Genomic DNA, 25,070 nt, shown 5'->3' on the forward strand with positions numbered 1-25,070 from the left:
ACGTGTGTTCAATTAAAGTTTATCGGTATAAACAGTAATAAAATTAGTAATGCCAAGCATGCGAATATAACTCCTAACCCAAATGGCTTTAAACTACCATTCCAGCTTCTTTTCACGATTTGAGGTTCAGGATTATACTGTTTAATCAAAGCCTGTTCTACTAGGCTAGGTAATCTAGGTCCGAAGCGAGCTAAAACTTTTAGTGTGGTTGTCAAATCATTCAGTACTGCAGCCGGGCCCAAGTTAGATTTAATATAACCCTCGACAATTGGGCGGGCAACTTCCCAGATATTTATTTGAGGATTTAAAGATCTAGCTACGCCTTCAACGACTACCATTGTCCGCTGCAGTAATATAAGTTCAGTGCGCGTTTCCATGCCAAAACGCTCAGTAACCTCAAATAGATAACTTAAAAGCCTACCCATTGATATATTGGATGCATCCATACCAAAAATTGGCTCCCCTACGGCACGCAGAGACCGTGCAAACTCATCTACATCCTGATCTTGTGGAACATATCCCGCTTCAAAATGCACTTGCGCAACACGCTTGTAATCCCTTTTTATAAAGCCAAACAAGATTTCGGCGTAAACACGCCTAGTGTACTCATCAATATGCCCCATGATTCCAAAGTCGAAGGCCACAATATCTCCGCTACTAGACACTTTAAGGTTTCCTTGATGCATGTCCGCGTGAAAGAAGCCATCGCGAAGAGCATGGTTCAAAAACATATGCAGAACCCTATCACCAAGCTCGCTCAGGTTATGACCAGCTGCAGCTAGTGCATCTACATCTCCCATCGGCACCCCATCAGCCCAATCTAAAGTCATCACTCTACGACTAGACAAACTCCAGTTAACTGAGGGTACAGAAAAACCCTTGTCTTCTTTGATATTTGCCAAAAATTCGGATGCAGATGCACTCTCTAGTCGTAAATCCAGTTCTCCCCGAACAACGCCATCAAAATGAGCTATCACGTCCATCGGTTTCAATCGGCGCGATTTGGGAGACACAAACTCAACTAACCTTGCCGCAAAATAAAAGGTATCAAGATCTTTTTGAAACGCTCGTTCTATTTCAGGCCTTAAAACTTTTATAGCAACACTCTGTCCAGTGTCTTTCAATTCGCCCCGGTGCACCTGAGCAATCGATGCTGCTGCAACGGGTTCTGAAAAATCGCTAAATACATCATCAGCATCAAGACCGATCTCCGACTTGAAACTTTGCTTTGCAACATCAGTAGAGAAGGGAGGTAACCGGTCTTGTAAAACACGTAGTTGCTCAGCGAGTTCTGGGCCCACAACATCTGGACGCGTAGACAGTATTTGACCAAATTTAATGTAAGCGGGACCCATCGCTGTCAGGGCTCTAGGAGCTGGCGATAAGGATTGATCTCCTCTTCGACCTAAAAACTGAAATGGCCAAACAATAAACCTTGCAGCAAACTTCAAGGTTCTAGGTGCATCTAGAGCATTTAATATTACTGGCATAGCGCCGGTGCGCTCAAGAGTTGCACCAGTACGAATTAACCGCAAAATATTATGAGGCCCACGCATTTAAATTTTCCACCCAGAGTGCAAACAGGCCACTCCCATCGTTAAATTACGATATTTTGTTTTCTCAAAACCAGCACCGTTCACAAGTTTCATAAAATCTTCTTGATTTGGAAACTTCCTAATGCTTTCGACAAGATACTGATAACTACTTCTATCACCCGCGATTATTTGCCCTAGTCTTGGTATCACGTTAAATGAATATTTATCATAGCCCCATTGCAATAAATCGTTTGGAATATGGGAAAACTCAAGAACCATAATTCTACCGCCTGGCTTCAAAACCCGATATGCCTCAGATAAAGCTAGTTTTGGGTCAGTAACATTACGTATCCCAAAACTAATAGTGTAGACGTCGAAAGTGTCGTCTTCGAAAGGAAGGGCCATAGCATCCCCAACAACCCACTCGAGCTGTCCAGACAGGCCAACCGTTTCGGCTCTTTTTCTTCCCTCTGCCAGCATTGGTTCAGTTAAATCCAAAACTGTGGCATTTGCATTTCTAGCACGCTTAAGAAAGCGGAATGAAATATCACCAGTGCCTCCTGCAACATCTAACAAGGACTGAGACCCTCTAGGGGCTAACCAGTCCATCATCGCATCTTTCCAAACTCTGTGTATTCCCAAAGACATCAAATCGTTCATGACATCATATTTTGATGCAACCGAACTAAAGACACTTTTGACTTTTTCAGCTTTGTCTTTTTCTAATATAGTTTCAAAACCAAAATGAGTTGTATTTTCTTTTTTGTCTGACATTGCTCCAAGCCGAAAACATTTTATGTTACTTATAGTTTAGTTACGGCGCGATACAATGCGCTCATGCATTTATGAGATAGATTTATGCCTGAATTACCAGAAGTTGAAACCGTTTTACGGGGTATTTCTCCATTTATGGAAGGTAATGAAATTGAATATGCTGAAGTAAATAGGCCAGACCTTAGAAAACCATTTCCCAATAATCTTGCGAAGCGCTTAAAAAATCGCAAGATAAATTTTTTGCACCGAAGGTCAAAATATATACTCATCGATTTATCGGACGGGGAAACTTTAATTATGCACTTGGGAATGTCAGGCCGAATTTTGATTTCTGAAAATGTTACGGGTAATTTCCACCATAACTCAAGACACACCCAGAAGCATGATCACTTTGTTTTGCACTTGAAGGATAAACACATGGTTACCTTTAATGATCCTAGGCGATTTGGCATTATTGATTTACTTGAAACAAAATCATTAGAAATAAGCAGCATGCTCAGCCACATTGGGCCAGAACCATTGAGCAATAGGTTCAATGAAGAATATTTTATAAATGTCATGCGTGGTAAAAAAACTAATATAAAATCAGCGCTACTGGATCAGCGTATTGTTGCTGGCCTTGGCAATATATATGCTTGCGAGGCATTATTCCGGGCCGGTATATCCCCGAAAAGAAAAGCATTCAGTATATCACACAAGAGGCTCGGCTTTCTTGTTCCTATAATCAAGGAAATACTAACGGAAGCAATATCATCAGGCGGTTCCTCATTAAGGGATTTTCGCAATGCCGCGGGAAATTTGGGCTATTTCCAGCATAGGTTTGAGGTCTATGGAAGAGATAATAAAAATTGTTATAACACACAATGTACCAGAAAAATAAAACGTATTATTCAGGCAGGCCGCTCAAGTTTTTATTGCAGTAATTGCCAAAGATAACTTGAGTCTTTTGACAGAAATGATAAAAAAACCTCTCATAAACGCTACGAAGGACAGAGCTTATGGCTTACGAGACAATCATAGTTGATGTTGAGGATCACGTTTGTGTTATAACACTTAATCGTCCTGAGGCACTAAATGCACTTAGCAAAGAACTTCTTGAAGAGCTTGCAGAAGCCTTAGAAGAAAGTCAGAAAAATGACAAAATTCGTTGTATAGTAATCACAGGCTCCGAAAAAGCATTCGCAGCAGGTGCTGATATAAAAATGATGCAAGATAAGAACTTTTCTGAGGTATTTTTGGAAGACCTGTTCACAAGCGAATCCGATAGGATTTCTAGAATTAGAAAACCAATAATTGCGGCTGTGTCTGGCTATGCATTAGGCGGTGGATGTGAACTGGCAATGATGTGTGATTTCATAATTTGCTCAGATACAGCTAAATTTGGCCAACCTGAAATCAATCTAGGGATCTCTGCTGGATTAGGTGGCACACAAAGGTTAACGCGTTTTGTTGGCAAGTCCAAAGCAATGGAAATGAACCTGACAGGACGATTAATGGAAGCAGAGGAAGCCGAACGATGCGGATTAGTTAGCAGAGTTGTGCCAACTAAAAAACTCCTCGAAGAAGCCATATCTGCCGCTCTCAAGATATCAGAAAAATCATTACTTACTACTATGGCAGTTAAAGAAATGGTAAATAGAGCATACGAATTACCATTAGCAGAGGGATTGCGATTTGAGCGAAGAGTTTTTCACTCATTGTTCTCAACAGAGGATCAAAAGGAAGGAATGGCCGCATTCAGTGAAAAACGGGATGCTCAGTTCCGAGATAGATAACAAAAAAGCACTAATTTATCAGTAGACATGTTGACTCGAATACAAGAGACGCATAAAGAGCAACGAAATTTGTGAAACATAAGGTTCGATAAATGGCAAATACGCCTCAGTCAAAAAAGCGTGCAAGACAAAATGAGCGAAAGCTAGAGGTCAACAAAGCGCGTCGATCAAGGATACGTACATTTCTGAAAAAAGTAGAGGAAGCTATAACTTCAGGTGATAAGAGCGCCGCGAATACAGCGTTAAAATCCGCTCAGCCTGAGCTAATGCGTGGCGTTACTAAAGGTGTTTACAAGAAAAATACTGCTGCAAGGAAAATGTCGCGGCTTTCATCTAGAGTCAAAAGCCTAACTTGATAATTAGTGAGATGTAATTTTTTGAAGGACGCAATTCGCGTCCTTTTTTTTGATGCATACTTTTTACAACAATCAGAGATTCTCTCCATTTTTTTTTGAGTCAAGTCTTAAGTTCTGTTGAATGATTCAAAAAACACTTGTTAATGTCTTAGCAGCGAGTCGTTCGCCTGGGGGGTTCAGTTAATTAGGAGTTGTATGCCACACTTCACCTAAATTCTGGCCGATCTAAAATTTTGTAACATCGCTAGCGGAGTTTATCTTCGCCAAGCTTGATCTGTGTACATTCTTTAGCGGGTAGTGACGCCTTTAAGCTGCGACACAACTGAAGTTTTGGGAATTAAAAAATGAACAATGATTTATGGGGGCAAATTCAAGAGGAACTTCAGGAAACAATAGGAAAAAATAACTTCACTAATTGGATTTCACCAATAAATTTCTCAGACGTAGTTGATGGTGTTGCAACATTTAAGGTACCAACAACTTTTTTAGGTAATTATGTTTCTCAAAATTTTGGTGATATAATTCTATCCAAACTCAATAGTGTTGATAAAGGTATAACACGGATTTCCTTTAAAGCTAGTGACACCGTTTCACCCAAAAAATCTGAAGCTATGAATGAATTAAAAGTTGCAAAGTCTGCAATAAATCGGTCTGAAGTTATACCTGGCGCCCCTTTGGACCCAAGGTTTACTTTTGATAGTTTTATTGTTGGAAAACCAAATGAGCTGGCTCATGCTGCGGCAAGAAGAGTTGCGGATGGCACTTCTGTGACTTTCAATCCACTATTTTTGTACGGTGGCGTAGGATTAGGCAAAACACATTTAATGCACGCTATAGCGTGGGAATTGTCGAATAAAAGACCAGATTTAACTGTTTTATATCTATCGGCCGAACAATTTATGTACCGCTTTGTACAATCATTGCGTGAACGAAAGATGATGGATTTCAAACAAATCTTCCGATCAGTAGATATACTGATGGTAGACGACGTTCAGTTTATTGCAGGGAAAGATAGCACTCAGGAAGAGTTTTTTCATACTTTCAACGCTTTGGTTGATCAGGGAAAACAGATTATAATTTCAGCAGATAGGGCCCCTGGCGAAATAAAAGGGCTCGAAGAAAGGATTAAAAGCAGATTGCAGTGTGGTTTAGTTGTAGATTTACACCCAACTAATTATGAGCTGCGACTTGGAATTCTTCAATCCAAAGTGGATATGTATAGTAAACAGTATCCAGATCTCAGTTTTGATCCGGAAGTTTTAGAGTTTTTAGCTCTTCGAATATCAACAAATGTTAGGGTCCTTGAGGGGGCATTGACTCGTTTATTTGCATTTGCATCCTTGGTTGGCCGCCATATAACTTTGGAAGTCACGCAAGACTGTCTTGCGGACGTGCTTAGAGCCTCTGAAAGGAAAATTACAATTGAGGAAATACAACGTAAAGTTTCTGAGCATTACAATATTCGCCTATCAGATATGATTGGACCAAAACGGTTAAGAACTTATGCACGCCCCCGGCAAATTGCTATGTATTTATCCAAAAACCTTACGAGTCGCAGCCTGCCAGAAATAGGAAGAAGATTTGGAGGGCGGGATCATACAACTGTAATGCACGGTGTGAAGCGAATTGAGGAACTAAAAATCCAAGATGGCCAGGTTGCAGAGGACGTCGAAATCTTACGCCGCGCACTCGAAGCTTAAGACTAGTTATTAGGTAAAGATAAAAATCACAATTCTGGTCCATACTGCGATTTCTATTAAATGATAGAAAATACTTGAGCAGGTCATAAAATGGTTTAACCTAACATTCCAAATATTTTTACATAGGAGCAGAGGGAATGAAATTAAGCATAGAGCGAAATACCCTTTTGAAATCTGTATCGCATGCTCAATCAGTAGTTGAGCGTCGTAATACAATTCCTATTCTTGCCAATGTATTGATTGAAGCGGAGAATAATAAGGTTCAATTTAGAGCCACAGACTTAGATGTGGAAATAGTCGACCGAGTGCAAGCCAAAGTTGATCGTACTGGCTCAACAACAGTTTCAGCTGTTTTGTTGCATGAAATTGCTCGTAAACTACCCGATGGCGCACTGATCGAACTTACAGCCGATGCGGCGAATGGAAGGCTTACAGTGGAAGCAGGGAGATCAAATTTTTCTCTAGCTACCCTGCCTAAAGAAGACTTTCCAGTAATGGCTTCATCAGAATACGCAGCAAATTTTTCCGCAAAATCTGGGGATCTTCGTCGATTATTTGATAAATCTAGATTTGCTATTTCAACCGAAGAAACAAGATACTACTTAAATGGTGTTTATATGCATGCCGCCACCTTTGAAAATTCAAAAGTATTAAGGTGCGTGGCTACTGATGGGCATAGGCTTGCAAGGGTAGATGCCAGTTTGCCCAACGGAGCAGAAGAATTACCAGGTGTAATAATTCCTAGGAAAACTGTAGCAGAAATACGAAAATTCTTAGATGACGATGAAGTCCAAATTGCTGTTTCAGTTTCTGAAACAAAGGTTCGCTTTGCAACACCTGATATTACTTTAACATCGAAAGTAATTGAAGGAACATTTCCTGATTATACTCGCGTAATTCCCACATCCAATGAAAAGAAGTTAGAAGTTGACGCCGCCGAATTTGCAAAGGCCGTTGACAGAGTTTCTACTGTATCATCAGAAAGATCGCGGGCTGTAAAACTTTGTCTCGAAGAAGATCAGCTTACTTTGATTGTCAACTCTCCAGATAGTGGAGCAGCAGAAGAACAGGTGGCAGTTGCTTATAACGACGAGCGTTTGGAAATAGGCTTTAACGCTAAATATTTGCTGGAGATATCTGGTCAAATAGACAAGGAAAATGCTATATTTATGTTTAACTCATCTGGAGATCCTGTTCTAATTAGAGAGGGCAATGATTTATCGGCAGTATACGTCGTAATGCCAATGAGAGTTTAGTGATTTACTTTTATATAAGGTTTTGACTTGCATATTAGTCAACTGACATTATCACATTTTCGATCTCACAAATATACACAGGTTCAAGTTGAAAGTGGCCCAGTAGCTTTATTTGGAAGCAACGGTGCTGGAAAGACAAATTTAATTGAAGCAATTTCGTTACTGTCCCCGGGGAAAGGTATCAGAAAAGCTAATACGGCTGATTTAAGCAAAAGTCCTGATAATATTGGGTGGAAGTTAAATGCAGAAGTAGTATCTGGTGTTAGCTCAAATTTGATTGAAACCTCTTGGGATACTACTTCATCTCGAATAGTCAAAATAAATGATAAAGTCGTCAAGCAAAACGATTTAGCAAAAGTATTCAGAGTTGTTTGGTTATTACCGTCAATGGATCGACTATGGCTAGAAGGAGCGGACGGTCGGCGTAAATTTCTTGACCGGCTTACTCTGAGCTTTTTTCCAAAACACGCAGATTGTGTTTTGAACTATGAGAAAGCTATGCGCGAAAGGAACCGTCTTCTTAAGGAGAAAATGACTGATGATGTCTGGTACAAAGCATTAGAACGCCAAATGGCTCAAAATGGCCTGTTAATTCAATCAAACCGTATTGCCGCATTAAAAAAAATAAGTTCAGCACAAGAAAATTCGACTACTACGTTCCCTATAGCTGAACTATCTTTATCGAAAGCAAACGGTGATTTAACAACCGATGAGGATGAATTTGTCCAAGCACTATCAGAAAACCGCCAACTTGACATAATGGCGGGGCGCACACTGATCGGACCTCATCGCTCAGATATGGAAGCCACTTACAAAGAAAAAGGTATTTCTGCAAAAGACAGTTCAACTGGAGAGCAAAAAGCGATGCTTATATCAATAGTATTAGCTAATGCCCGAGCTCTAAAACTAGAACTTGGATACCCTCCGGTAATACTATTAGACGAAATATCAGCCCATTTAGACATAGACAGACGAGGCGCATTATATGAGGAAATAAATGCTCTCGGAGCTCAAGCGTGGATGACTGGTACAGACAAAAATCTATTTGCTGAATTTGGATGTAAAGCGAAATATTTTCATGTGATTGAGAGCTCTGGAATTTCAGATATTAAAGAAGTAGATTTCTCCGTTGATTAAATAAATATTTAATCATATGGGTTCTGACATGTCTATATCGATCAGTGAACTAGCCTTTTACACTTTTGGAATATTTGTCCTTTTTCTTACACCAGGACCAGTGTGGATAGCAATAATTTCTAGGTCGATTTCGAGTGGTCTTAAGGGAGCAGCTCCGCTAGCCGCTGGGGTCGCAATTGGCGATATAATATGGCCGTCTTTAGCAATTGCAGGAAGTGCTGCTTTGGCCGCTTCATATATCAATTTTCTATTATACCTTAAATATATAGCAGTAATTATATTTGTGATATTGGGCATCAGTTTAATAAAAGATCAAAATTCAAATGTTAAATCTCAAGACATTACGTTTCATAAAAAAAGCGAGTTAGCTGGGTTTACTGCAGGACTATTAGTTATAATTGGAAATCCTAAAGCTGCTTTATTCTACCTTGGGATACTTCCAGGGTTTTTTAATCTTACTGAGTTGACACTCTTGGACTGTGCAGCAATCGCATTGGTATCGGCACTAATACCATTTATAGGCAATCTCGCATTAGCAGTGATGATAGAAAAATCTCGAGCAATATTGAACTCTACTTCTGCAATGAAAAAACTCAATATCCTTTCTGGGTGCTTATTGATTTTTGTCGGATTATTAATATTTTTTGACGCCTATAAAAGCCATTTATAGTGTCGCGAAATAACATCTTACTTTCAGCCCACCATGATTAATTGGCTCACTAACAAATGAAAACTTTATTTGAGTTGTCTGCGCCAATAAACCATCCGCGGTAATCAGTCCAACTCGCCATCCATTGAATTTGGATTTAAGCACCATTCCTATTTTAGCATATAACGCATATAGTGTTTTTTTATCACCTATTCTCCCTCCGTATGGAGGATTAAAAATTACCAGACCGCACTGGTTGGACAAGGGAGACAGATCACTTATTGATTGGGACGCAAAATTTGTAATATGGCTTACATTTGCTAATTCTGAATTTTTTATTGAATTTTTTATCGCTCCATTATCACGATCATAGCCAAATAAATTTATTTCGAGCCTTGGGATCAATTTTTGATCTTTTAAGATCATCTTAAAAACATTGGGATCGAATGATTTTAGTTTTTGAAAGCTAAAATCCCTTCTCCTGCCCGGCGCCCCTCCAATTGCAATCTCTGCAGCTTCGATCACGAAGGTGCCGGAGCCACACATTGGATCAATTAAGGGCTGTGCTGGATCAAAGTCGCACATTTTTAAAAATGCCGATGCCAATGTTTCGCGCATTGGTGCTTTGCCAGTAAACGACTTGTAACCTCTCTTATGTAAGCCTTCACCGGTACTATCGATACTTATTTTCACTAAATTTTTTTCTATTCGCACCTTTATGCAAATATCAGCATCTTTGGATATTCTGTTGCCGACTGAATTTACTATCGCATTTTCTATTCTTTCAGCAGCAGCACGTGCATGATATATTTTTGATTTTTTGGATACTACTTCCACTCTCACTGGATGCTGTGCTTGAAGGTATTTTGGCCAAGGAAATTTACAGGCCCTCTTATCTAATTGTGCAAGATGTACAGCATAGAATTCTCCCAATCTCACTAAAATACGAGTGGCAGTTCTTAAGTGGACATTCGCACGCCAAACTTGAAACCAATCACCACTGAATTCAACACCACCTGTGATAGGCATGAGGTTTTGAAATTTCAGTTCTTGTAATTCTTTACTAAGAACTTTCTCCAAACCGGGGCTACAAACGGCTAGCAGTTCAAATTTACTTTGCTCAGCTATAAAATTACTCCGACTACTAAAAGAAGTTTCTTTGAAAAATATTATTTTACAAGATCACTTGATCATACTTTGAAATGTTGTGCATAAATAACTTATGATCAAGTTAATAAAAGTATTATTATTTGCAACTTTAATAATTCCAAATTTGGCCATATGCGAAAAAGCGCAAGTACTTGTATTTGCCGCTGCCAGCACAAAAAATGCGCTGGACGCCGTAATAAAAGACTACAATGCTCTCACAAAAACAGAAATTTTACCTGTATATGGAAGCTCCGCTACCCTTGCGAAACAAATAGAGTTCGGTGCGCCAGCTGATATTTTTCTTAGTGCTAACGTTCCTTGGGTAGACCACCTAATAGAGAGGGATATAATTCAGGCTAGAAGCACAAAAAATATTTTAAAAAATAAATTAGTCTTGATAACAACTGACCACACAATTCAAGAAATTGAAGACTTGGCCTCTACTGATTTTTCTAAATTGCTTCGAAATGAAAAAATAGCAATGGGAATGGTGTCTTCTGTCCCTGCCGGCATTTATAGTAAGCAAGCTCTAAAATACTTAAACCAATGGAATGCTATCTCATCACAGGTAATTCAGGCGGATAACGTGCGGACCGCACTTCAATACCTTCTCTCAAGAAATGTAGTATTTGCAATAGTATACGCCAGTGATGCAAAATTATTTCCCGAGTTAAAAGTTATTGGTATTTTTGACGATCTCACTCATGACCCAATAATATATCCTGCCTCACTTATAAATCTTGGATCAGAAGAAGCAGACCTATTCTTTAAATATCTTGTAGAGTCCAAAACACTTAAAGTTTTTGAAGAATATGGTTTTCTGATATCAGCAGGCGACTAGATCAGCCCTTTATTCTCCAGCATCGCTAACGCCCTGTTGCTAGCCCCTGCATAAATCTTAAGAAACTTCGCAAATTTATCCCTAGAAAATCTATCATTAACATTGCTTTCTAACATTAGACGCAGATTACTTGTAAGCTCAGATGGATCCTTAACAACCGTTAATAAACCAGCTTCTTCAGCTTGATGTGCAGGAAATTTTATTGTCCAAATTTCAGGACCCACCGTGACTGGTTTATGAAGCTGTATTTGTTCGATTATATTATGTGCCCCAGCATGCCAAAACCCGCCCCCGGCCACAACATTATCGCATAGTTTTAAATAGAAATACATTTCACCAAAACTATCACCCAGAAGGACATCGATATTATTCCAATCAATTGAAGCGTTAGGCTGAAGATCTTCTGAGAAGCCCTCACTTCGCCGAATTACTGAAAGGCCAGATTCTGATATTTTTTTAAATAAATCATCAAATACCTCAGGCGCTCGAGGCACAAAAACATACAGCGGTTTTACGATGCTTTTCTCTTCACTAAATTCTTTAAGGGATTTCATGGAGTTTATGTAAATATCTGCTTCGCCGAAAATAACAGATGAAAATCCGATAACCGGTCTTTTTCTCCGATTAATCAACGAGAGCGCAGCCTTACCGGATTTTATATGACTTTGAGGAATCACTTGGTCGAACCGAAATTCACCAACTGGAACAACATTTCGTTGGCCCATTGAGCGAAAGTTTGCCGCATGCTCACTAGATTTCGCAGCTACTCCAGAAACTAATTCTACTGGATGACCGAATAATCTTGTTATAATGCCAACACGTTGCATTGCTTCGTGGGTGATTTGACTATTGATCAAATAAACGGGAATTTTTCGATAGTAACATGAGGCAATAAATATTGGCCAAGTTTCAAGTTCACAAATTAAAACCAACTTTGGTTTATTTTTGGAGAAAAAATTTCGAAAAGCCATAAAATATTCAAGAGGCAGGTATCTTACAACAACCAAACCAGCCTCTATTTCGTGGGAAAGTTTAGTGCAGGCATAACTTCGCGCTACAGGAGTAAGACAGGAAATTACTAACTTTTGTTTACGGTCAAGTAATTGCTGAATAAATGGAAATGAACCACGAAACTCTCCAATTGATGCTGTATGAATTAACACACAACCCGCAGGGGATTCTCCAAAGCCAAATCTCTCAGAAAAATTTTCCCGATATCGAGGATCTTTTCTCGATCGGTACAAGAAGTATGCCATAACTAGAGGAAAACATACAAAGAGTATTCCCGAATAGATAATATAGAAAACAAGTAATCGGAATTTCATATTTTTAGTTTAATACAGTGAAGGTTTAGAAAGCTATATCGTTTTCACCTAATTGGATCGCTTATTTTCTTATCCAAAAAAAACCTAACCCATAGACGATTACTATAAACGGGTTAGGCTTAATTGTAATTACTCGGAACTTTAGTCAAACCGATCCGCATTCATTACTTTTACCCAAGATGATATAAAATCTGAAATAAACTTATCTGAGTTATCATTTTGAGCATAAACTTCTACTATTGCTCGTAATTGAGAGTTAGAGCCAAATACTAGATCACACCTTGATGCCGTGCGAGTTACTTTACCGCTAGCCCGATCAGTTGCTTCATAACTATTTATTCCAGTTTCTGACCATTTTACACTCATATCAAGTAAGGTGTTAAACCAAGAATTACTTAACTCAACCTTCTGGTTCCAGAGACCATGTTCGCTAGCACTGACACCAAGGGACCTTAAACCTCCTAAAAGTACTGTCATTTCGGCGGCAGTAAGATTCAAAAGTTGAGCCTTGTCCAACATCATTTCTTCTGGTGATACGGTAAAGTCAGCCTTTTGATAATTTCTAAATCCATCAGCTAAAGGTTCAAGAACAGCAAAACTTTCGATATCAGTTTGTTCTTGTGTAGCATCGCCTCGACCTGGATTGAAGGGAACCTCTCTGCCACTTACTTTTTCAATGGCAACGCATCCTGCTAAAACAATTGTATCAGCTAGAGAAGCTTCATGCTTGGCTGCGAGAGGCTCTAACACATCTAGCACTGCCTTAAGTTGCTTCGGTTTATTGGCTTCCCAGTCCTTCTGAGGTGCGAGGCGAATTCGGGCACCATTGGCACCCCCACGGAGGTCTGAGCCTCGAAATGTTGACGCAGATGCCCATGCAGTTTCAATCATTTCTGTTACTGAAAGACTACTTTTTGAAATATCTGATTTAAGCCCGTTTATATCAAAGTTTGCATTGCCCTCCGGAATAGGATCCTGCCAAATAAGATCTTCGTCAGGAATTTCTGGACCTAAATATCGTGATTTTGGACCCATATCACGATGTAAGAGCTTAAACCAAGCTCGCGCGAAAGCATCGGAGAATTCACTTGGATTTTCATGAAATCTTTTTGAAATTTTACGATAATCTGGATCAGTAATCATCGCCATATCGGCAGTTGTCATCATAGGTGAAACTTTCTTACCTGAACCATCGACTTCAGGAGCCATGTCAGCCTCATCTAGATCAACGGGATGCCAAATATTTGCACCTGCAGGACTTTTTGTTAATTGCCACTCATATTTAAAAAGTAGATCAAAGTAACCATTATCCCATACTGTTGGATTTGCTGTCCACGGCCCCTCTATACCACTTGTGGTTGCATCAACACCATATCCTGATCCATGAGCATTACTCCATCCAAAACCCATTTCTTCAATCGGGGCACCCTCAGGTTCAGTGCCAACTAGTTCAGGATCACCTGCGCCATGAGCTTTACCAAAGGTGTGCCCACCTGCAACAAGCGCGACTGTTTCCTCATCATTCATAGCCATTCTAGCAAAGGTTTCCCGAACATCCTGGGCAGAAAGTAAGGGGTCAGGATTTCCGTTTGGACCTTCTGGGTTCACATATATAAGTCCCATTTGGACAGCAGCTAGTGGATTTTCGAGAGATTGCCTTGTGCTTTCATAACGCTTATCACCTAACCACTCATTTTCAGCACCCCAATAAATATCTTCTTCTGGATGCCATATATCTGGTCGACCACCTGCAAAACCAAAAGTTTTTCCACCCATGGACTCAATTGCGACATTACCCGCCAAAATTAGCAAGTCAGCCCAAGAAATTTGATTTCCATATTTTTGTTTAATTGGCCACAACAAACGTCTTGCTTTATCCAAGTTACCATTATCTGGCCACGAATTTAAAGGAGCAAAACGCTGAGCGCCTGTTCCGCCACCTCCACGTCCATCACCCGTTCTGTAAGTACCAGCTGCATGCCATGTCAGGCGGATGAAAAATGGGCCATAATGACCATAGTCAGCAGGCCACCAACTTTGACTATCAGTCATCAAAGCGTTCAAATCATTTTTCAGAGACTTATAATCTATTTTTAAAAATTCATCACGATAATCGAAATCATCACCAAGTGGATTTGATTTTCGATCATGCTGACGTAAAATATTTAAATTTAATTGATTTGGCCACCAATCACTATTAGTAGTTCCCGTAATTCCAGTAGTTGCTGCGCCATGCATTACAGGACATTTACCTGTCAAATCTTTCATAATTTTTCCCTTTACCCTAGTTCAATTGGTACAAAATAAAGAGCACGATTTAAATTCTACAGAATCAGGCGTGCTGTCAGTTAGATATTAGAACAATTCTAACATTTCTTTATAATAAGGTTAACTTGATTTTTCTGATATTTTCCATAAGATTTTCTTATGACAAAAATCACTCTTAGACAACTTAGATACTTTGAAGCTTTAGCCCAACATCGTCATTTTGGTATCGCCTCAAACGTCTGTGCAGTTACTCAGCCAGCTCTTTCCATGCAAATAAGAGATTTCGAAGGAGCACTGGGCGTGAGCCTTTTTGAAAAAGGAACTCACCCAATTCAGTTAACTCCTTTGGGTCGTATGATAGCGGCAAAAAGCAAAGCAATTATGCGAGATATTACTGAGTTAGAAGAGCTCGCCCGCGCTTCTGATAATCAACCCCTTGTTAACTTGAGGCTAGGTGTAATTCCGACTGTGGCACCTTATATATTCTCTAAGATAGCCAAAGATTTAACTATGCATTTTACTGGCCTTAATCTTAAAATGCGCGAAGCTATCACTTCCAAATTAATTGCAGCCGTTATAGACGGCGAATTAGATGCAGCAATACTCGCCCTCCCAACGTCTGAACCTAGACTTAGAGAGGTTGAACTATTTCGTGAAAACTTCCTATTGGTGAGACCTAAAACTGATGCCAACAAACCTGTTCCAAGACCAGAGATGTTAAAAGAAATGCGCCTTCTATTATTGGAAGAAGGTCATTGCTTTCGTGATCAAGCTATTAACTTTTGCAAAATGGGATCACCAAATACTCAGGACATAATGGATGGCAATTCGTTAACAACACTCGTCCAAATGGTTGCCGCTGGTTTTGGTGTGACCCTGATCCCTGAGATGGCAGTTGAATTCGAAGGGCGCGCTCCAAACATTAGCATCGCAAAATTTGGCAAAATGCCACCACAACGAAAAATTGGTATGGTTTGGCGTCGAAATTCTCCGTTAAAAGATAAATATTATGAAATAGCACAAATTGTTAAATCTACGAAGTCTTAAAGTTTCTTTTATTTATTAAGTAAAGCCCGATTGAGACAAGAATTAGTGCAAGAAAAATTGAAGACTCTATCGCTTCATTAAGAATAATGTTTGCTAATAAAACACTAAAAACTGGCGTTAAAAAAGCAAACGAAGCAACACCAGATGCAGAGTATTTTTTTACTAACCAAAACCACAGTAAAAATCCAAATGCAGCAACGCAAATTCCTTGATATGACAAACTTATGAAATGGCTTAAATTTGGTTCTCTTAGGAAAGTTGGACTAAGGTTTGATAAAATCAATAAAATTGGTAACGAGATCGCAAGCTGAAAGAATAATTGTGTTTCGGCTCTTTCATTTGCCAAAGTCGATATGCGAACTGTTAAAGCGATCAAGGCCCATAAGAATGCGGCTAGCAAAGCAAGAATATCTCCCAAAAAATATTTTTCGGAAAGATCAGTATTTGGGCTTGATACAGTGATAAAAACCCCAGCAATTGCAAGTGCCAATCCTAAGATACGGTTAAAATTTAATCGCTCATTTGGAAGAACAAAATGCGCAATTAAGGCTAACCAAACTGGCATTGAGTAAAAAATAATACTAGCCCTTGCGACGCTAGTGTAGTCAAGCGATCTAAATAAACACCAAAACTCCATTGCAAAGAAAAATCCAAGAAAAACCCCTGGTATAAAATTAGTCTTTAATGGAAATACAAGCAGATTACGAAAATACATCCACACTAAAAGAGCCAATAAACCAATGAGTGATCTAGCAGCCGCCATAAAAACTGGATCAAATCCTTGATTGCCAAACTTTATTGCAATTTGGTTACTTGCCAATAACATTGACAAAAAAATCAAATAGCCTGAGCCTTTGAGATCAACTGGCAATTTTTGCATTCAATTATACCTTTGAATTAAAGCTATGAGGATTATCCATGTAAATTTTTGTTCTGAGTTTGTGGGCCCAACAGAAACAAACCTGACCCCATAATAATAAACGAGCCAATAATTAACCAGATAGTTACAGCTTCACCGAATAATAATACTCCAGCGCCGACGCCAAATAATATTCGAGTATACCGAAAAGGTGTAACAAATGACACATCACCAATTCGCATTGCTTTCATTAACGCTAAATAAGAAAAGCAACCGACAAAAATCAACGACATAATATATATAATCGTTCTAATACTTAATGGTTCATAGGCAGCGCCAGCCCATCCCGAATATATCAATCCCGCTAAGGTTACTGCAACAAAACCATAAAATCCTAAGTGGTTATCTGATATTTTTGGAGAAGCAGCCCGACTTCCTAAATCTCTTCCGGCGAAGCCAAGCATTCCCAATATAGCAAAAACGACATAGGGCGAGAAACTCTCACTCGTGGGCTGAACAATAAAAACCACACCCAATAATCCGGAAAAAATTGCAATCCACCTTAAGGTTCCGACAGCTTCTCTAAAAAGAAATGCTGCACCAGTAACCACAAAGATTGGAGTTGCCTGTAGTACTAACGTAACCAAAGATATAGGCATTAGTATTAAAGAAACTGAGTAAAATAACCGACCAATAAGTTCGAAGAACATTCTTAAAACCATAGGTCTGGATATTACCTCTGTTAAATACAACTGTTGTTTTTTTAATTTACAAAGAAGAGCAAAAATTAAAGTTCCACCTAAGCCAAATAAAGACAAAACCTGACCGAAAGGTATAGTCAATGAAATTATCCTGATTAAACTATCCTCTATGGCAAATCCAAGCATTGCCAAAACCATCCATAAGCTTCCGACTAAATTTTCACTGATTTTGGCTAGGCTCTTAAAAACCAATTAGTAAACCCGATCTTAACACACCTAAACAGTCCGTTAGTATAAGCAACAGATATTTACATCTAACAAAGATTTAATTTAATGAAACTTGCGCAGTTTTTATCACGCAGTTTCTTCAACGACAACTTCTGAAAAAGATTTGAAAAATTTTGCGGCCAACTTCTTTGCCGTGCTTTGAATTAGACGACTGCCTAATTGAGCCAATTTACCCCCAATTTCTGCTTTAGCTTTATACGACAAAATTGTGCAGTTACCTTTTTTTGACAATGTAACATCTGCTCCACCTTTTGCAAAGCCAGCGGCACCACCGTTACCTTGGCCCGAGAGCGAAAACTTTTCTGGACCCCCTGAAGCATCAAGTGTGACCTGGCCGCTAAAGCGAGCTTTCACTGGCCCCACTTTTAAAACAACTTTCGCCTCAAGTTGATCATCAGATTTTCTAACCAGCTCTTCACATCCGGGAATGCATTTTTTTAAAATGTCCACATTATTCAGTGCGTCATACACAGCCTGAATCGGCACGCTGATTTCAATCTCATCTGACAATTCCATTACTTATCCTTCCTCAACAACATGAAAATTTGATTTTTGCAATTAACTCTGAACTTTCGCTAGATAATTTCAAACCATCAAAATAATTTCGGCTCTTAATACAAAAAGCAAACAAATATTTCTTAATTACTTTTATCATGGATACCGTTCCTAAAATTTTTGCGCACTTGTAAAAGCTCTGCCAGTATCGACAGCGAAATTTCTTCCGGCGTAACTGCACCAATATCTAAACCTGCCGGTGCTTTTATTTTTCTAATATGTGAATTAGCCAAACCACTTTCAGCAAGCTTAGCTTTCAATGAAGAAAATTTCCTTTTGCTACCAACAAATGAAACAAATGTAGCGTTTGAATTTATTGCATCAGATAGTGCCTTTAGATCATTATTACCTTGGGTCGCAACCACTACGACAACTAATTTGTTCGATGTATTGGTCTCTTCTGGATCATCGTTAGCAATTTTAACCAACCAGCCAAATTGAGGTGCAAGTTTTTTGAGAGCCTGTGCTACAGGTGCATTGCCATATATTACTAGTTGAGGAGCTGGAGTATGAGGTTCGATGAAAATATCTACAGTTCCTTCAGATGGGCAACCATTTTTTGAAATCTTTTTACCCTCATACTCCTCACCAACGCTGGCTCCAATTTCGTCGATTGCATCTTGAGGCATCACTGAAATTAGTTGAGGTGCTCCCATTTCTATCGCAGTGATGGTCGCCTTCGCCACAGATGAACGGATGCAGCCCCCTCCTATCCATCCTGTTAAAATTTGCCCATCTGAAGATATTATGGCCTTTGCACCAGGTTTAGCAGAGGTAGCACCCGCTGTCCTTATTACAGTTGCGTAGGCAAATGCCTGTCCCGAAGATGCCAATCCCTGAGCTAAATCCAAAATACTTTTATCTTCATTTTCAAATTTATTCATAGCTTCTCCAACTCCTCGTCAAGAGCAGCCAAATCATTCAAAGTATTGGCCGCCGAGAATAAATCGAGGTAAGGAAGAGACGCCGCCATCGAAGCAGTGACCGGTGCATAATCTTTCCAGCCTTTTAGAGGATTTAGCCAGATTATTTTACAGCCCCGCTTTTTTAAATTCGCTAGCGCTTCCACCAAATCATTAACGTTATTTGAGTCGTAACCATCTGACAAAATGATGATTACACTTCTGCTATTTACAAAGCGACGCGCATAAGTTCTTGAAAATTTTTTGATACTATAACCTATCCTTGAGCCACCACCAAAACCGTTCGCAAGAAGAGATAGCTTTTCCATTGATCGCCCAATATTTTCGTCTTTTAGCGCATCGGTAACCCGTACAAGCTCCGTATGGAATAGATAAGCGTCTGTATTTTGATCATTTCGCATCAATGCCGAAAGAAAAGCTAAAAATATTTTTGAATAAACATTCATAGACCCTGAAACATCACATAATGCCACTATTCTTTTAGGCCGATCTGGCTTGGATTTATTAATCAACTTAAAAGGATCTCCCCCTGTCGAGAGGCTCCGACGAATAGTTTTACGAAAGTCCAGCACCTGACCTTTCTTTGAGCTAACCAGCCTTCGTGATCGCTTATCACGTAGAGCTTTACCAATCCTTATTGCAACTTCCATTGCATCATCAATTTCTTGATTAGTAACAAATTCACGTAAATCTTTTTGCATCTTTGAAGCTTCTTCTACTGCAACAAGCTCACCTTCTCTTTGATCGTTCAAAATAGGTGTGTCTTCATCAGGCTCACTTGGTGCACCCGATGAGCTATCAGAGTTGTCTATAGCTTTATCACCAGCCTCTGAAACCATTTCTTTTTCATTGGGAACACTACCATTTGGAATTACTTTTTGCTTCACACGTCCAGAATCCATCCAATAACTATCGAACAAATCTTCAAAACGGCGAGACTCGTCAAGATTTCCTACGCATAGTGGCTTTAATGAGCGTCTCACTTCAAATGGATCACTCATATTTATTCGGTCTAGGATGGTCAGTGCAGTTTCAACTTCTGAGACACCTAACTTTAGATTATTAAATCTTAAATGAGAAAAGAAACCAACTATCCGAGCAGATGGCCCGGTATCTCGAGCCGCAAATTTACTAATACGACTCATGCAGCTTGTCCTGCTATGCGCTGTGCAACCTCTGTCGTGATATTCCACTGGTCCGTCTTTGTTTTGAGCAATGTAGTCATGGCTGACTGAAGTATTTCAGGGTCATGAGATAAATCGTTAACTCCTAGACCTATTAAAGCGGCAGAAAAATCCAACATTTCAGCAATACCTGGCGTTTTTTCCAAATCCTCTTTACGTAATTTCTGCACAAAATCTATAATCTGACATGCAAGTAAGAAGTCAATATTGGGCTGTCTTGCTTTTAAAATTTCGATCTCAGTAGTACGATCAGGATATTCCACATAACTATATAGACACCTCCGTCTTAAAGCATCAGACAGGTCCCTAGTACCGTTTGAGGTAAGGATGACAATTGGCTTAGTCACGGAGTTTATCGTGCCTAACTCAGGAATTGAGACCTGATAATCAGATAAAATTTCAAGTAAAAACGCTTCAAACTCTTCATCTGCCCTATCAATTTCGTCAATTAAAAGAACTGGGGACTTATCTTGCGTTATTGACATTAGAAGTGGACGTTCCAAAAGAAAATCTTTAGAAAAAACATGTTTTTCTATTTGCTCTCTGGAAACGCCATCGTCTGCTGCTGCTCTAATTGAAATTAGTTGCCGTTGGTAATTCCACTCATAAATTGATTGGGCTGAGTCTAGACCTTCATAACATTGCAATCTGATTAGTTTGGTTGATTGGGCTTGAGAAAGTGCTCTTGCAAGCTCTGTCTTTCCGACTCCTGCAGAACCCTCCAACAACAGTGGGCGTTCCAATGATAAGGCAAGCTGAATTGCAACTACCAATTCGTCCGACGCAATATAACTTTGCTCAGCCAGTGCTGCTTGAAGTTCTTTCCATTCCATTATGCAGTCCAATCTAGTGAGGGCTCTTCTGAGCCCTCACTTTATCTTATTAGCCGTGCAATCCAAGATCATTAGCTGTTTTCCAGATACGCCAATGATCGTGAGGCATATGCACTTGACGAAGGCCAAATGGTCTAAAAGCATCATGCACCGCATTTGAAAATGCTGGAACACCACCAACATTTGGACTTTCGCCAACACCCTTAGCACCGATTGGATGGTGAGGACTTGGAGTTGTTGTGTGGTCAGTTGTATAATTAGGTGTTTCCCATGCTGTGGGTAAGAAGAAGTCCATAAGAGTCCCGGTCTTAACATTACCCATATTATCATATGCTATTTCTTGTCCCATGGCTATTGCCAGGGCTTCTGTAAGACCACCATGAACCTGACCTTCAATAATCATTGGATTAATACGAGTACCACAGTCATCTAAAGCATAAAACTGACGAATTTCGTGTTCACCTGTGTCAACATCAATTTCCATGACACAGATATACGCTCCAAAAGGATAGGTCATATTCGGAGGATCATAATAGCTAACTGCTTCAAGACCCGGTTCAATGCCTGGAATTGCTTGATTATAAGCAGCAAAAGCTATCTCCTTCATAGTTTTGAAACGCTCGGGCGCTCCCTTAACCACAAAGCGATCTACATCGAACTCAACGTCATCATCATGCACCTCAAGCATATATGCTGCAATCATCTGTGCCTTAGCACGAATTTTCCTGCCCGCCATAGCTGTTGCCGCACCCGCTACTGGTGTTGAACGAGAGCCATACGTGCCCAAACCATAAGGCGCCGTATCGGTATCTCCTTCCTCGATGGTAATGGAGTCAGCTGGCAGTCCAATTTCTGAAGCCAAAATCTGCGCAAATGTAGTTGCATGGCCCTGTCCTTGGCTAATTGTGCCGAGGCGCGCAATCGCTGAGCCAGTTGGGTGAATACGAATTTCACAACTGTCAAACATCCCTAAACCCAGAATATCACAATTCTTTACTGGCCCCGCACCAACGATTTCAGTAAAATGTGTCAAGCCAATGCCTAAAAGTTTTCGGGTCTTTCCTGCTTTGAAATCTTCAACACGCTGTGCTTGTTCTTTTCTAAGATCATCATATCCAACAGCCACCAACGCCTTGTCCCATGCTGTATGATAATCACCACTATCGTACTCCCAGCCTAGAGCTGAGGTGTATGGGAATTGATCCTGCTTTATGAAATTGATGCGTCTCAATTCGGCAGCATCCATATTGAGCTCTATGGCTAAGACTTCGATCATCCTTTCAATAAAATAAGCAGCCTCTGTAACTCTAAATGAGCATCTATACGCAACGCCACCTGGTGCTTTGTTGGTGTAAACACCATCAACAGCCAAATATGCTGTAGGAATATCATAGGAACCAGTACAGATGTTCATAAAACCGGCAGGAAACTTAGTCGGATCAGCACAAGCATCGAACCCACCGTGATCCGCTGTTGTGTGGCACCAAAGACCAGTAATTTTGCCTTCTTTTGTTGCACTTATCTTACCCTTCATCCAGTAGTCTCTGGCGAAAGCCGTAGTCATCAAGTTCTCCATACGATCTTCCACCCATTTGACTGGTAGTCCAGTAACTATGGATGCAACTACCGAACATACGTAACCTGGATAAGCTCCAACCTTGTTACCAAAACCACCGCCAATGTCAGGAGAAATTACTCTGATGTTATGCTCTTCAAGACCCGAAATCAAACTGACAACCGTCCTTATAGCGTGAGGTGCTTGAAATGTTCCGTACAGCGTTAACTTTCCGTTAACTTTATCCATAGATGCGACGCACCCGCATGTTTCAAGGGGACAGGGGTGAGTTCGATGATAATAAACCATCTCTTCAGCAACTACATCTGATGAATCAATAACTTGCTCAGTTGCTTCCTTTTCACCTACTTCCCAGGTAAAAATATGATTATGATGCTTTCTTGGCCCATGAGCCCCATCAGCTTTTGGATCCAAATCTTCACGCAAAATTACGTCTGATTTAAGTGCTTCAAACGGATCAACCAGAACAGGAAGCTCTTCATATTCAACCTCCACTAACTCTGCCCCATCGGCTGCAATATAACGATCCTTTGCAACTACATAGGCGACTTCTTGGCCCTGAAAAAGTACTTTTCCATCAGCAAGAACCATTTGCTTGTCACCAGCCAAAGTTGGCATCCAATGTAGGCCGAGAGGCTCTAAATCTTTAGCGGTCAGTACCGCAAGAACGCCATCAAGAGCCATCGCCGCATCTGTATTAATCGACTTTATACGGGCATGGGCATACGGCGATCGCACGAAATCCCCATGCAGCATTCCTTCTAACTTTATATCGTCTACATAGTTGCCTTTACCTTGTGTAAAACGTAAATCCTCAACACGTTTTCTAGAAGAGCCCAACCCCTTAAGATTAGCCTTCCGTTCATTTCTATCCGGCGTCATATCATTCATTGCGCTGCCTCCTTAGCACTATTCATTTCACTGGCTGCCGCCATTATTGATTTAACGATATTCTGATAACCTGTGCAGCGGCAAAGATTTCCTGCCATACCAAACCGCACTTGTTCTTCAGTTGGATTTGGAATTTCTTCAAGTAACTTCGCAGCTCTCATGATCATCCCCGGTGTACAATAACCGCATTGTAAACCGTGATGCTCACGAAAAGCTTCTTGCAAGACGTGCAAGTTGTCGGGGCTTCCCATGCCTTCGACAGTGGTCAGCTCAGCGCCATCTGCTTGTGCAACAAACATCGTACAAGACTTTATAGATTTCCCATTCAAAGTGACTGTACAAACGCCACAATGACCAGTTTCACAACCTACATGTGAGCCCGTCAAATTCAGCCTTTCGCGTAAAGCGTGAACCAATAGTTCTCTAGGTTCAGCCGAGAACTCATGATCTTCACCATTTACTTTTAATTTTATTTGCATTTTTCCTGACATCAAATTTCTCCCTAAGCTCTTTGCCACGCCCGCTCAATAGCACGTGAGAGCACTACAGCTGCGGCATGTTTTTTGAATTCGACTGGACCCCTGTTATCCTCAGCAGGATCTATCGCATCAATCATAGAATTGACTGCGTTTTTAATATCTTCCGCTGACACCGAAGTTCCGATGAGGCAGTCAGACGCCGCGCCACAAAAAACTGGTGTATCGCTTAAATTAGTCATCGCGATCGAAGCTTCTTTACACTTCGAACCGTCCTTGGAAATTATGACTGCAGCGGCTGCAGTGGCATAGTCACCAATTTTTCTCTTCTGTTTTTCATAAGCATAACCACCTTTTGGAGCGTCAAATGTGACTGCAACCATTACTTCATCATCTTCTCTCTCAGTCATGTAAGCCGCGTGATAAAAATCTCGCGCTTTCACTTCTCGCCCTCCATTTGGACCACGTAGAATAAATGTAGCATCAAGGCACTGCATCAATCCGGGCATATCATTTCCCGGGTCACCGTTTGCCACATTCCCGCCAACAGTACCCATGTAACGTACCTGCGGGTCAGCAATTTGCAGTGACGCTTCCTTCAATATAGGCGCAGAAGAAGCCAGAGATGCATTGTCTATGATGTCTGCCTGAGTGGTCATTGCACCAATGCGAATTCTTGCACCATTCTCAATCCCCGTAAGTTCTTCAATACTTTGAAGATCTATTAAATGCGGCACTTCCGCCATTCTCAATTTCATTAATGGTATTAAACTGTGGCCACCTGCTATTACCCGAGCATCGTCTCCGTGCTCCTGTAATAGCGATATAACGCCGTCCAAATCATTTGGTCTGTAATAATCAAAAGCTGCTGGAATCATTTTTATCATTCTCCCCTGAGTCCAATTGTGGAAAGATGTCAAAACTTCAGAAGAATTTCTTCAAAAAATGAATAGTTACCGAATTTTTTGCACG

At 40.2% G+C, this 25,070-nt stretch carries 23 protein-coding genes; 9 read left to right on the plus strand and 14 right to left on the minus strand.

Going from position 1 to position 25,070, the window contains the following annotated elements:
* Nucleotides 1-8: 8 nt before the first annotated feature.
* Both ubiB and ubiE read right to left on the minus strand, forming a co-directional pair.
* Nucleotides 9-1,556, minus strand: a complete 1,548-nt coding sequence (ubiB, locus tag ACTF5Q_RS06110; RefSeq protein WP_438953758.1) for a 2-polyprenylphenol 6-hydroxylase — start codon at nt 1,554-1,556, stop codon at nt 9-11.
* Complete coding sequence (gene ubiE / locus ACTF5Q_RS06115; protein WP_438953759.1) at nt 1,557-2,309, minus strand: bifunctional demethylmenaquinone methyltransferase/2-methoxy-6-polyprenyl-1,4-benzoquinol methylase UbiE; 753 nt, start codon at nt 2,307-2,309, stop codon at nt 1,557-1,559.
* An 84-nt stretch (nt 2,310-2,393) separates the two neighbouring features.
* Here ubiE and mutM point away from each other — a divergent pair, with 84 nt between their 5' ends.
* From mutM to ACTF5Q_RS06150, 7 genes are all read left to right on the plus strand, one after another.
* Nucleotides 2,394-3,245, plus strand: coding sequence for a bifunctional DNA-formamidopyrimidine glycosylase/DNA-(apurinic or apyrimidinic site) lyase (gene mutM, locus ACTF5Q_RS06120; protein ID WP_438953760.1), 852 nt, complete (start codon nt 2,394-2,396; stop codon nt 3,243-3,245).
* 62 nt (nt 3,246-3,307) lie between these two features.
* Nucleotides 3,308-4,084, plus strand: coding sequence for an enoyl-CoA hydratase (locus tag ACTF5Q_RS06125; protein ID WP_438953761.1), 777 nt, complete (start codon nt 3,308-3,310; stop codon nt 4,082-4,084).
* Between the two features lie 92 nt (nt 4,085-4,176).
* Nucleotides 4,177-4,440: a 30S ribosomal protein S20 gene (rpsT, locus tag ACTF5Q_RS06130; protein ID WP_154038230.1), complete on the plus strand. Its 264-nt coding sequence runs from the start codon at nt 4,177-4,179 to the stop codon at nt 4,438-4,440.
* A gap of 344 nt (nt 4,441-4,784) precedes the next feature.
* Nucleotides 4,785-6,140 (plus strand): chromosomal replication initiator protein DnaA, encoded by a 1,356-nt coding sequence (gene dnaA / locus ACTF5Q_RS06135; RefSeq protein WP_438953762.1) that lies wholly within the window; start codon nt 4,785-4,787, stop codon nt 6,138-6,140.
* Nucleotides 6,141-6,277: 137 nt separating this feature from the next.
* Nucleotides 6,278-7,396 carry a DNA polymerase III subunit beta gene (gene dnaN / locus ACTF5Q_RS06140; RefSeq protein WP_438953763.1) on the plus strand — a complete coding sequence of 373 codons (1,119 nt, stop codon included), beginning with the start codon at nt 6,278-6,280 and terminating at the stop codon, nt 7,394-7,396.
* A gap of 27 nt (nt 7,397-7,423) precedes the next feature.
* A complete protein-coding gene (gene recF / locus ACTF5Q_RS06145) occupies nt 7,424-8,533 on the plus strand; it encodes a DNA replication/repair protein RecF (protein WP_438953764.1) in 1,110 nt (369 codons plus the stop codon).
* A 28-nt stretch (nt 8,534-8,561) separates the two neighbouring features.
* A complete protein-coding gene (locus ACTF5Q_RS06150; RefSeq protein WP_438953765.1) occupies nt 8,562-9,203 on the plus strand; it encodes a LysE family translocator in 642 nt (213 codons plus the stop codon).
* Here ACTF5Q_RS06150 and ACTF5Q_RS06155 read toward each other — a convergent pair.
* Complete coding sequence (locus ACTF5Q_RS06155) at nt 9,198-10,355, minus strand: THUMP domain-containing class I SAM-dependent RNA methyltransferase (RefSeq protein ID WP_438953837.1); 1,158 nt, start codon at nt 10,353-10,355, stop codon at nt 9,198-9,200. The two genes, ACTF5Q_RS06150 and ACTF5Q_RS06155, sit on opposite strands and share 6 nt — an antisense overlap.
* Before the next feature lie 49 nt (nt 10,356-10,404).
* On the opposite strand from ACTF5Q_RS06155, the gene modA reads away from it, so the two are divergent.
* The gene (gene modA / locus ACTF5Q_RS06160) at nt 10,405-11,172 is read left to right on the plus strand and encodes a molybdate ABC transporter substrate-binding protein (RefSeq protein WP_438953766.1); all 768 of its coding nucleotides are present in this window, start codon (nt 10,405-10,407) and stop codon (nt 11,170-11,172) included.
* On the opposite strand, the gene ACTF5Q_RS06165 is transcribed toward modA, so the two are convergent.
* A complete protein-coding gene (locus ACTF5Q_RS06165; protein ID WP_438953767.1) occupies nt 11,169-12,416 on the minus strand; it encodes a 3-deoxy-D-manno-octulosonic acid transferase in 1,248 nt (415 codons plus the stop codon). The two genes, modA and ACTF5Q_RS06165, sit on opposite strands and share 4 nt — an antisense overlap.
* Before the next feature lie 222 nt (nt 12,417-12,638).
* Nucleotides 12,639-14,765, minus strand: coding sequence for a catalase/peroxidase HPI (gene katG / locus ACTF5Q_RS06170; RefSeq protein WP_438953768.1), 2,127 nt, complete (start codon nt 14,763-14,765; stop codon nt 12,639-12,641).
* Nucleotides 14,766-14,924: 159 nt separating this feature from the next.
* Between katG and ACTF5Q_RS06175 the strand changes: the two genes are divergently transcribed.
* Nucleotides 14,925-15,812 (plus strand): hydrogen peroxide-inducible genes activator, encoded by an 888-nt coding sequence (locus tag ACTF5Q_RS06175; protein ID WP_438953769.1) that lies wholly within the window; start codon nt 14,925-14,927, stop codon nt 15,810-15,812.
* Here ACTF5Q_RS06175 and ACTF5Q_RS06180 read toward each other — a convergent pair.
* From ACTF5Q_RS06180 to ACTF5Q_RS06220, 9 genes are all read right to left on the minus strand, one after another.
* Nucleotides 15,799-16,692, minus strand: a complete 894-nt coding sequence (locus tag ACTF5Q_RS06180; RefSeq protein ID WP_438953770.1) for a DMT family transporter — start codon at nt 16,690-16,692, stop codon at nt 15,799-15,801. The genes ACTF5Q_RS06175 and ACTF5Q_RS06180 overlap by 14 nt on opposite strands.
* 32 nt (nt 16,693-16,724) lie before the next feature.
* Nucleotides 16,725-17,624 (minus strand): DMT family transporter, encoded by a 900-nt coding sequence (locus ACTF5Q_RS06185; RefSeq protein ID WP_438953771.1) that lies wholly within the window; start codon nt 17,622-17,624, stop codon nt 16,725-16,727.
* A gap of 102 nt (nt 17,625-17,726) precedes the next feature.
* Nucleotides 17,727-18,176, minus strand: coding sequence for a CoxG family protein (locus tag ACTF5Q_RS06190; RefSeq protein WP_153696207.1), 450 nt, complete (start codon nt 18,174-18,176; stop codon nt 17,727-17,729).
* Between the two features lie 122 nt (nt 18,177-18,298).
* Nucleotides 18,299-19,099: an XdhC family protein gene (locus tag ACTF5Q_RS06195; protein ID WP_438953772.1), complete on the minus strand. Its 801-nt coding sequence runs from the start codon at nt 19,097-19,099 to the stop codon at nt 18,299-18,301.
* Nucleotides 19,096-20,283, minus strand: coding sequence for a vWA domain-containing protein (locus ACTF5Q_RS06200; protein ID WP_438953773.1), 1,188 nt, complete (start codon nt 20,281-20,283; stop codon nt 19,096-19,098). Before ACTF5Q_RS06200 ends, ACTF5Q_RS06195 begins: the two co-directional genes overlap by 4 nt.
* On the minus strand, nt 20,280-21,155 hold the full coding sequence (locus ACTF5Q_RS06205; protein WP_438953774.1) for an AAA family ATPase: 876 nt from the start codon (nt 21,153-21,155) through the stop codon (nt 20,280-20,282). Before ACTF5Q_RS06205 ends, ACTF5Q_RS06200 begins: the two co-directional genes overlap by 4 nt.
* A gap of 49 nt (nt 21,156-21,204) precedes the next feature.
* Nucleotides 21,205-23,622 (minus strand): aerobic carbon-monoxide dehydrogenase large subunit, encoded by a 2,418-nt coding sequence (locus ACTF5Q_RS06210; RefSeq protein WP_438953775.1) that lies wholly within the window; start codon nt 23,620-23,622, stop codon nt 21,205-21,207.
* Nucleotides 23,619-24,113, minus strand: a complete 495-nt coding sequence (locus ACTF5Q_RS06215) for a (2Fe-2S)-binding protein (RefSeq protein WP_438953776.1) — start codon at nt 24,111-24,113, stop codon at nt 23,619-23,621. Before ACTF5Q_RS06215 ends, ACTF5Q_RS06210 begins: the two co-directional genes overlap by 4 nt.
* 11 nt (nt 24,114-24,124) lie before the next feature.
* Nucleotides 24,125-24,976 carry an FAD binding domain-containing protein gene (locus ACTF5Q_RS06220; protein ID WP_438953838.1) on the minus strand — a complete coding sequence of 284 codons (852 nt, stop codon included), beginning with the start codon at nt 24,974-24,976 and terminating at the stop codon, nt 24,125-24,127.
* Between the last annotated feature and the right edge of the window lie 94 nt (nt 24,977-25,070).

The sequence above is a fragment of the Candidatus Salinivivens marinus genome (genome assembly GCF_965655845.1).
GTDB classification, from domain to species: Bacteria; Pseudomonadota; Alphaproteobacteria; order Rhodobacterales; family Rhodobacteraceae; genus Salinivivens; species Salinivivens marinus.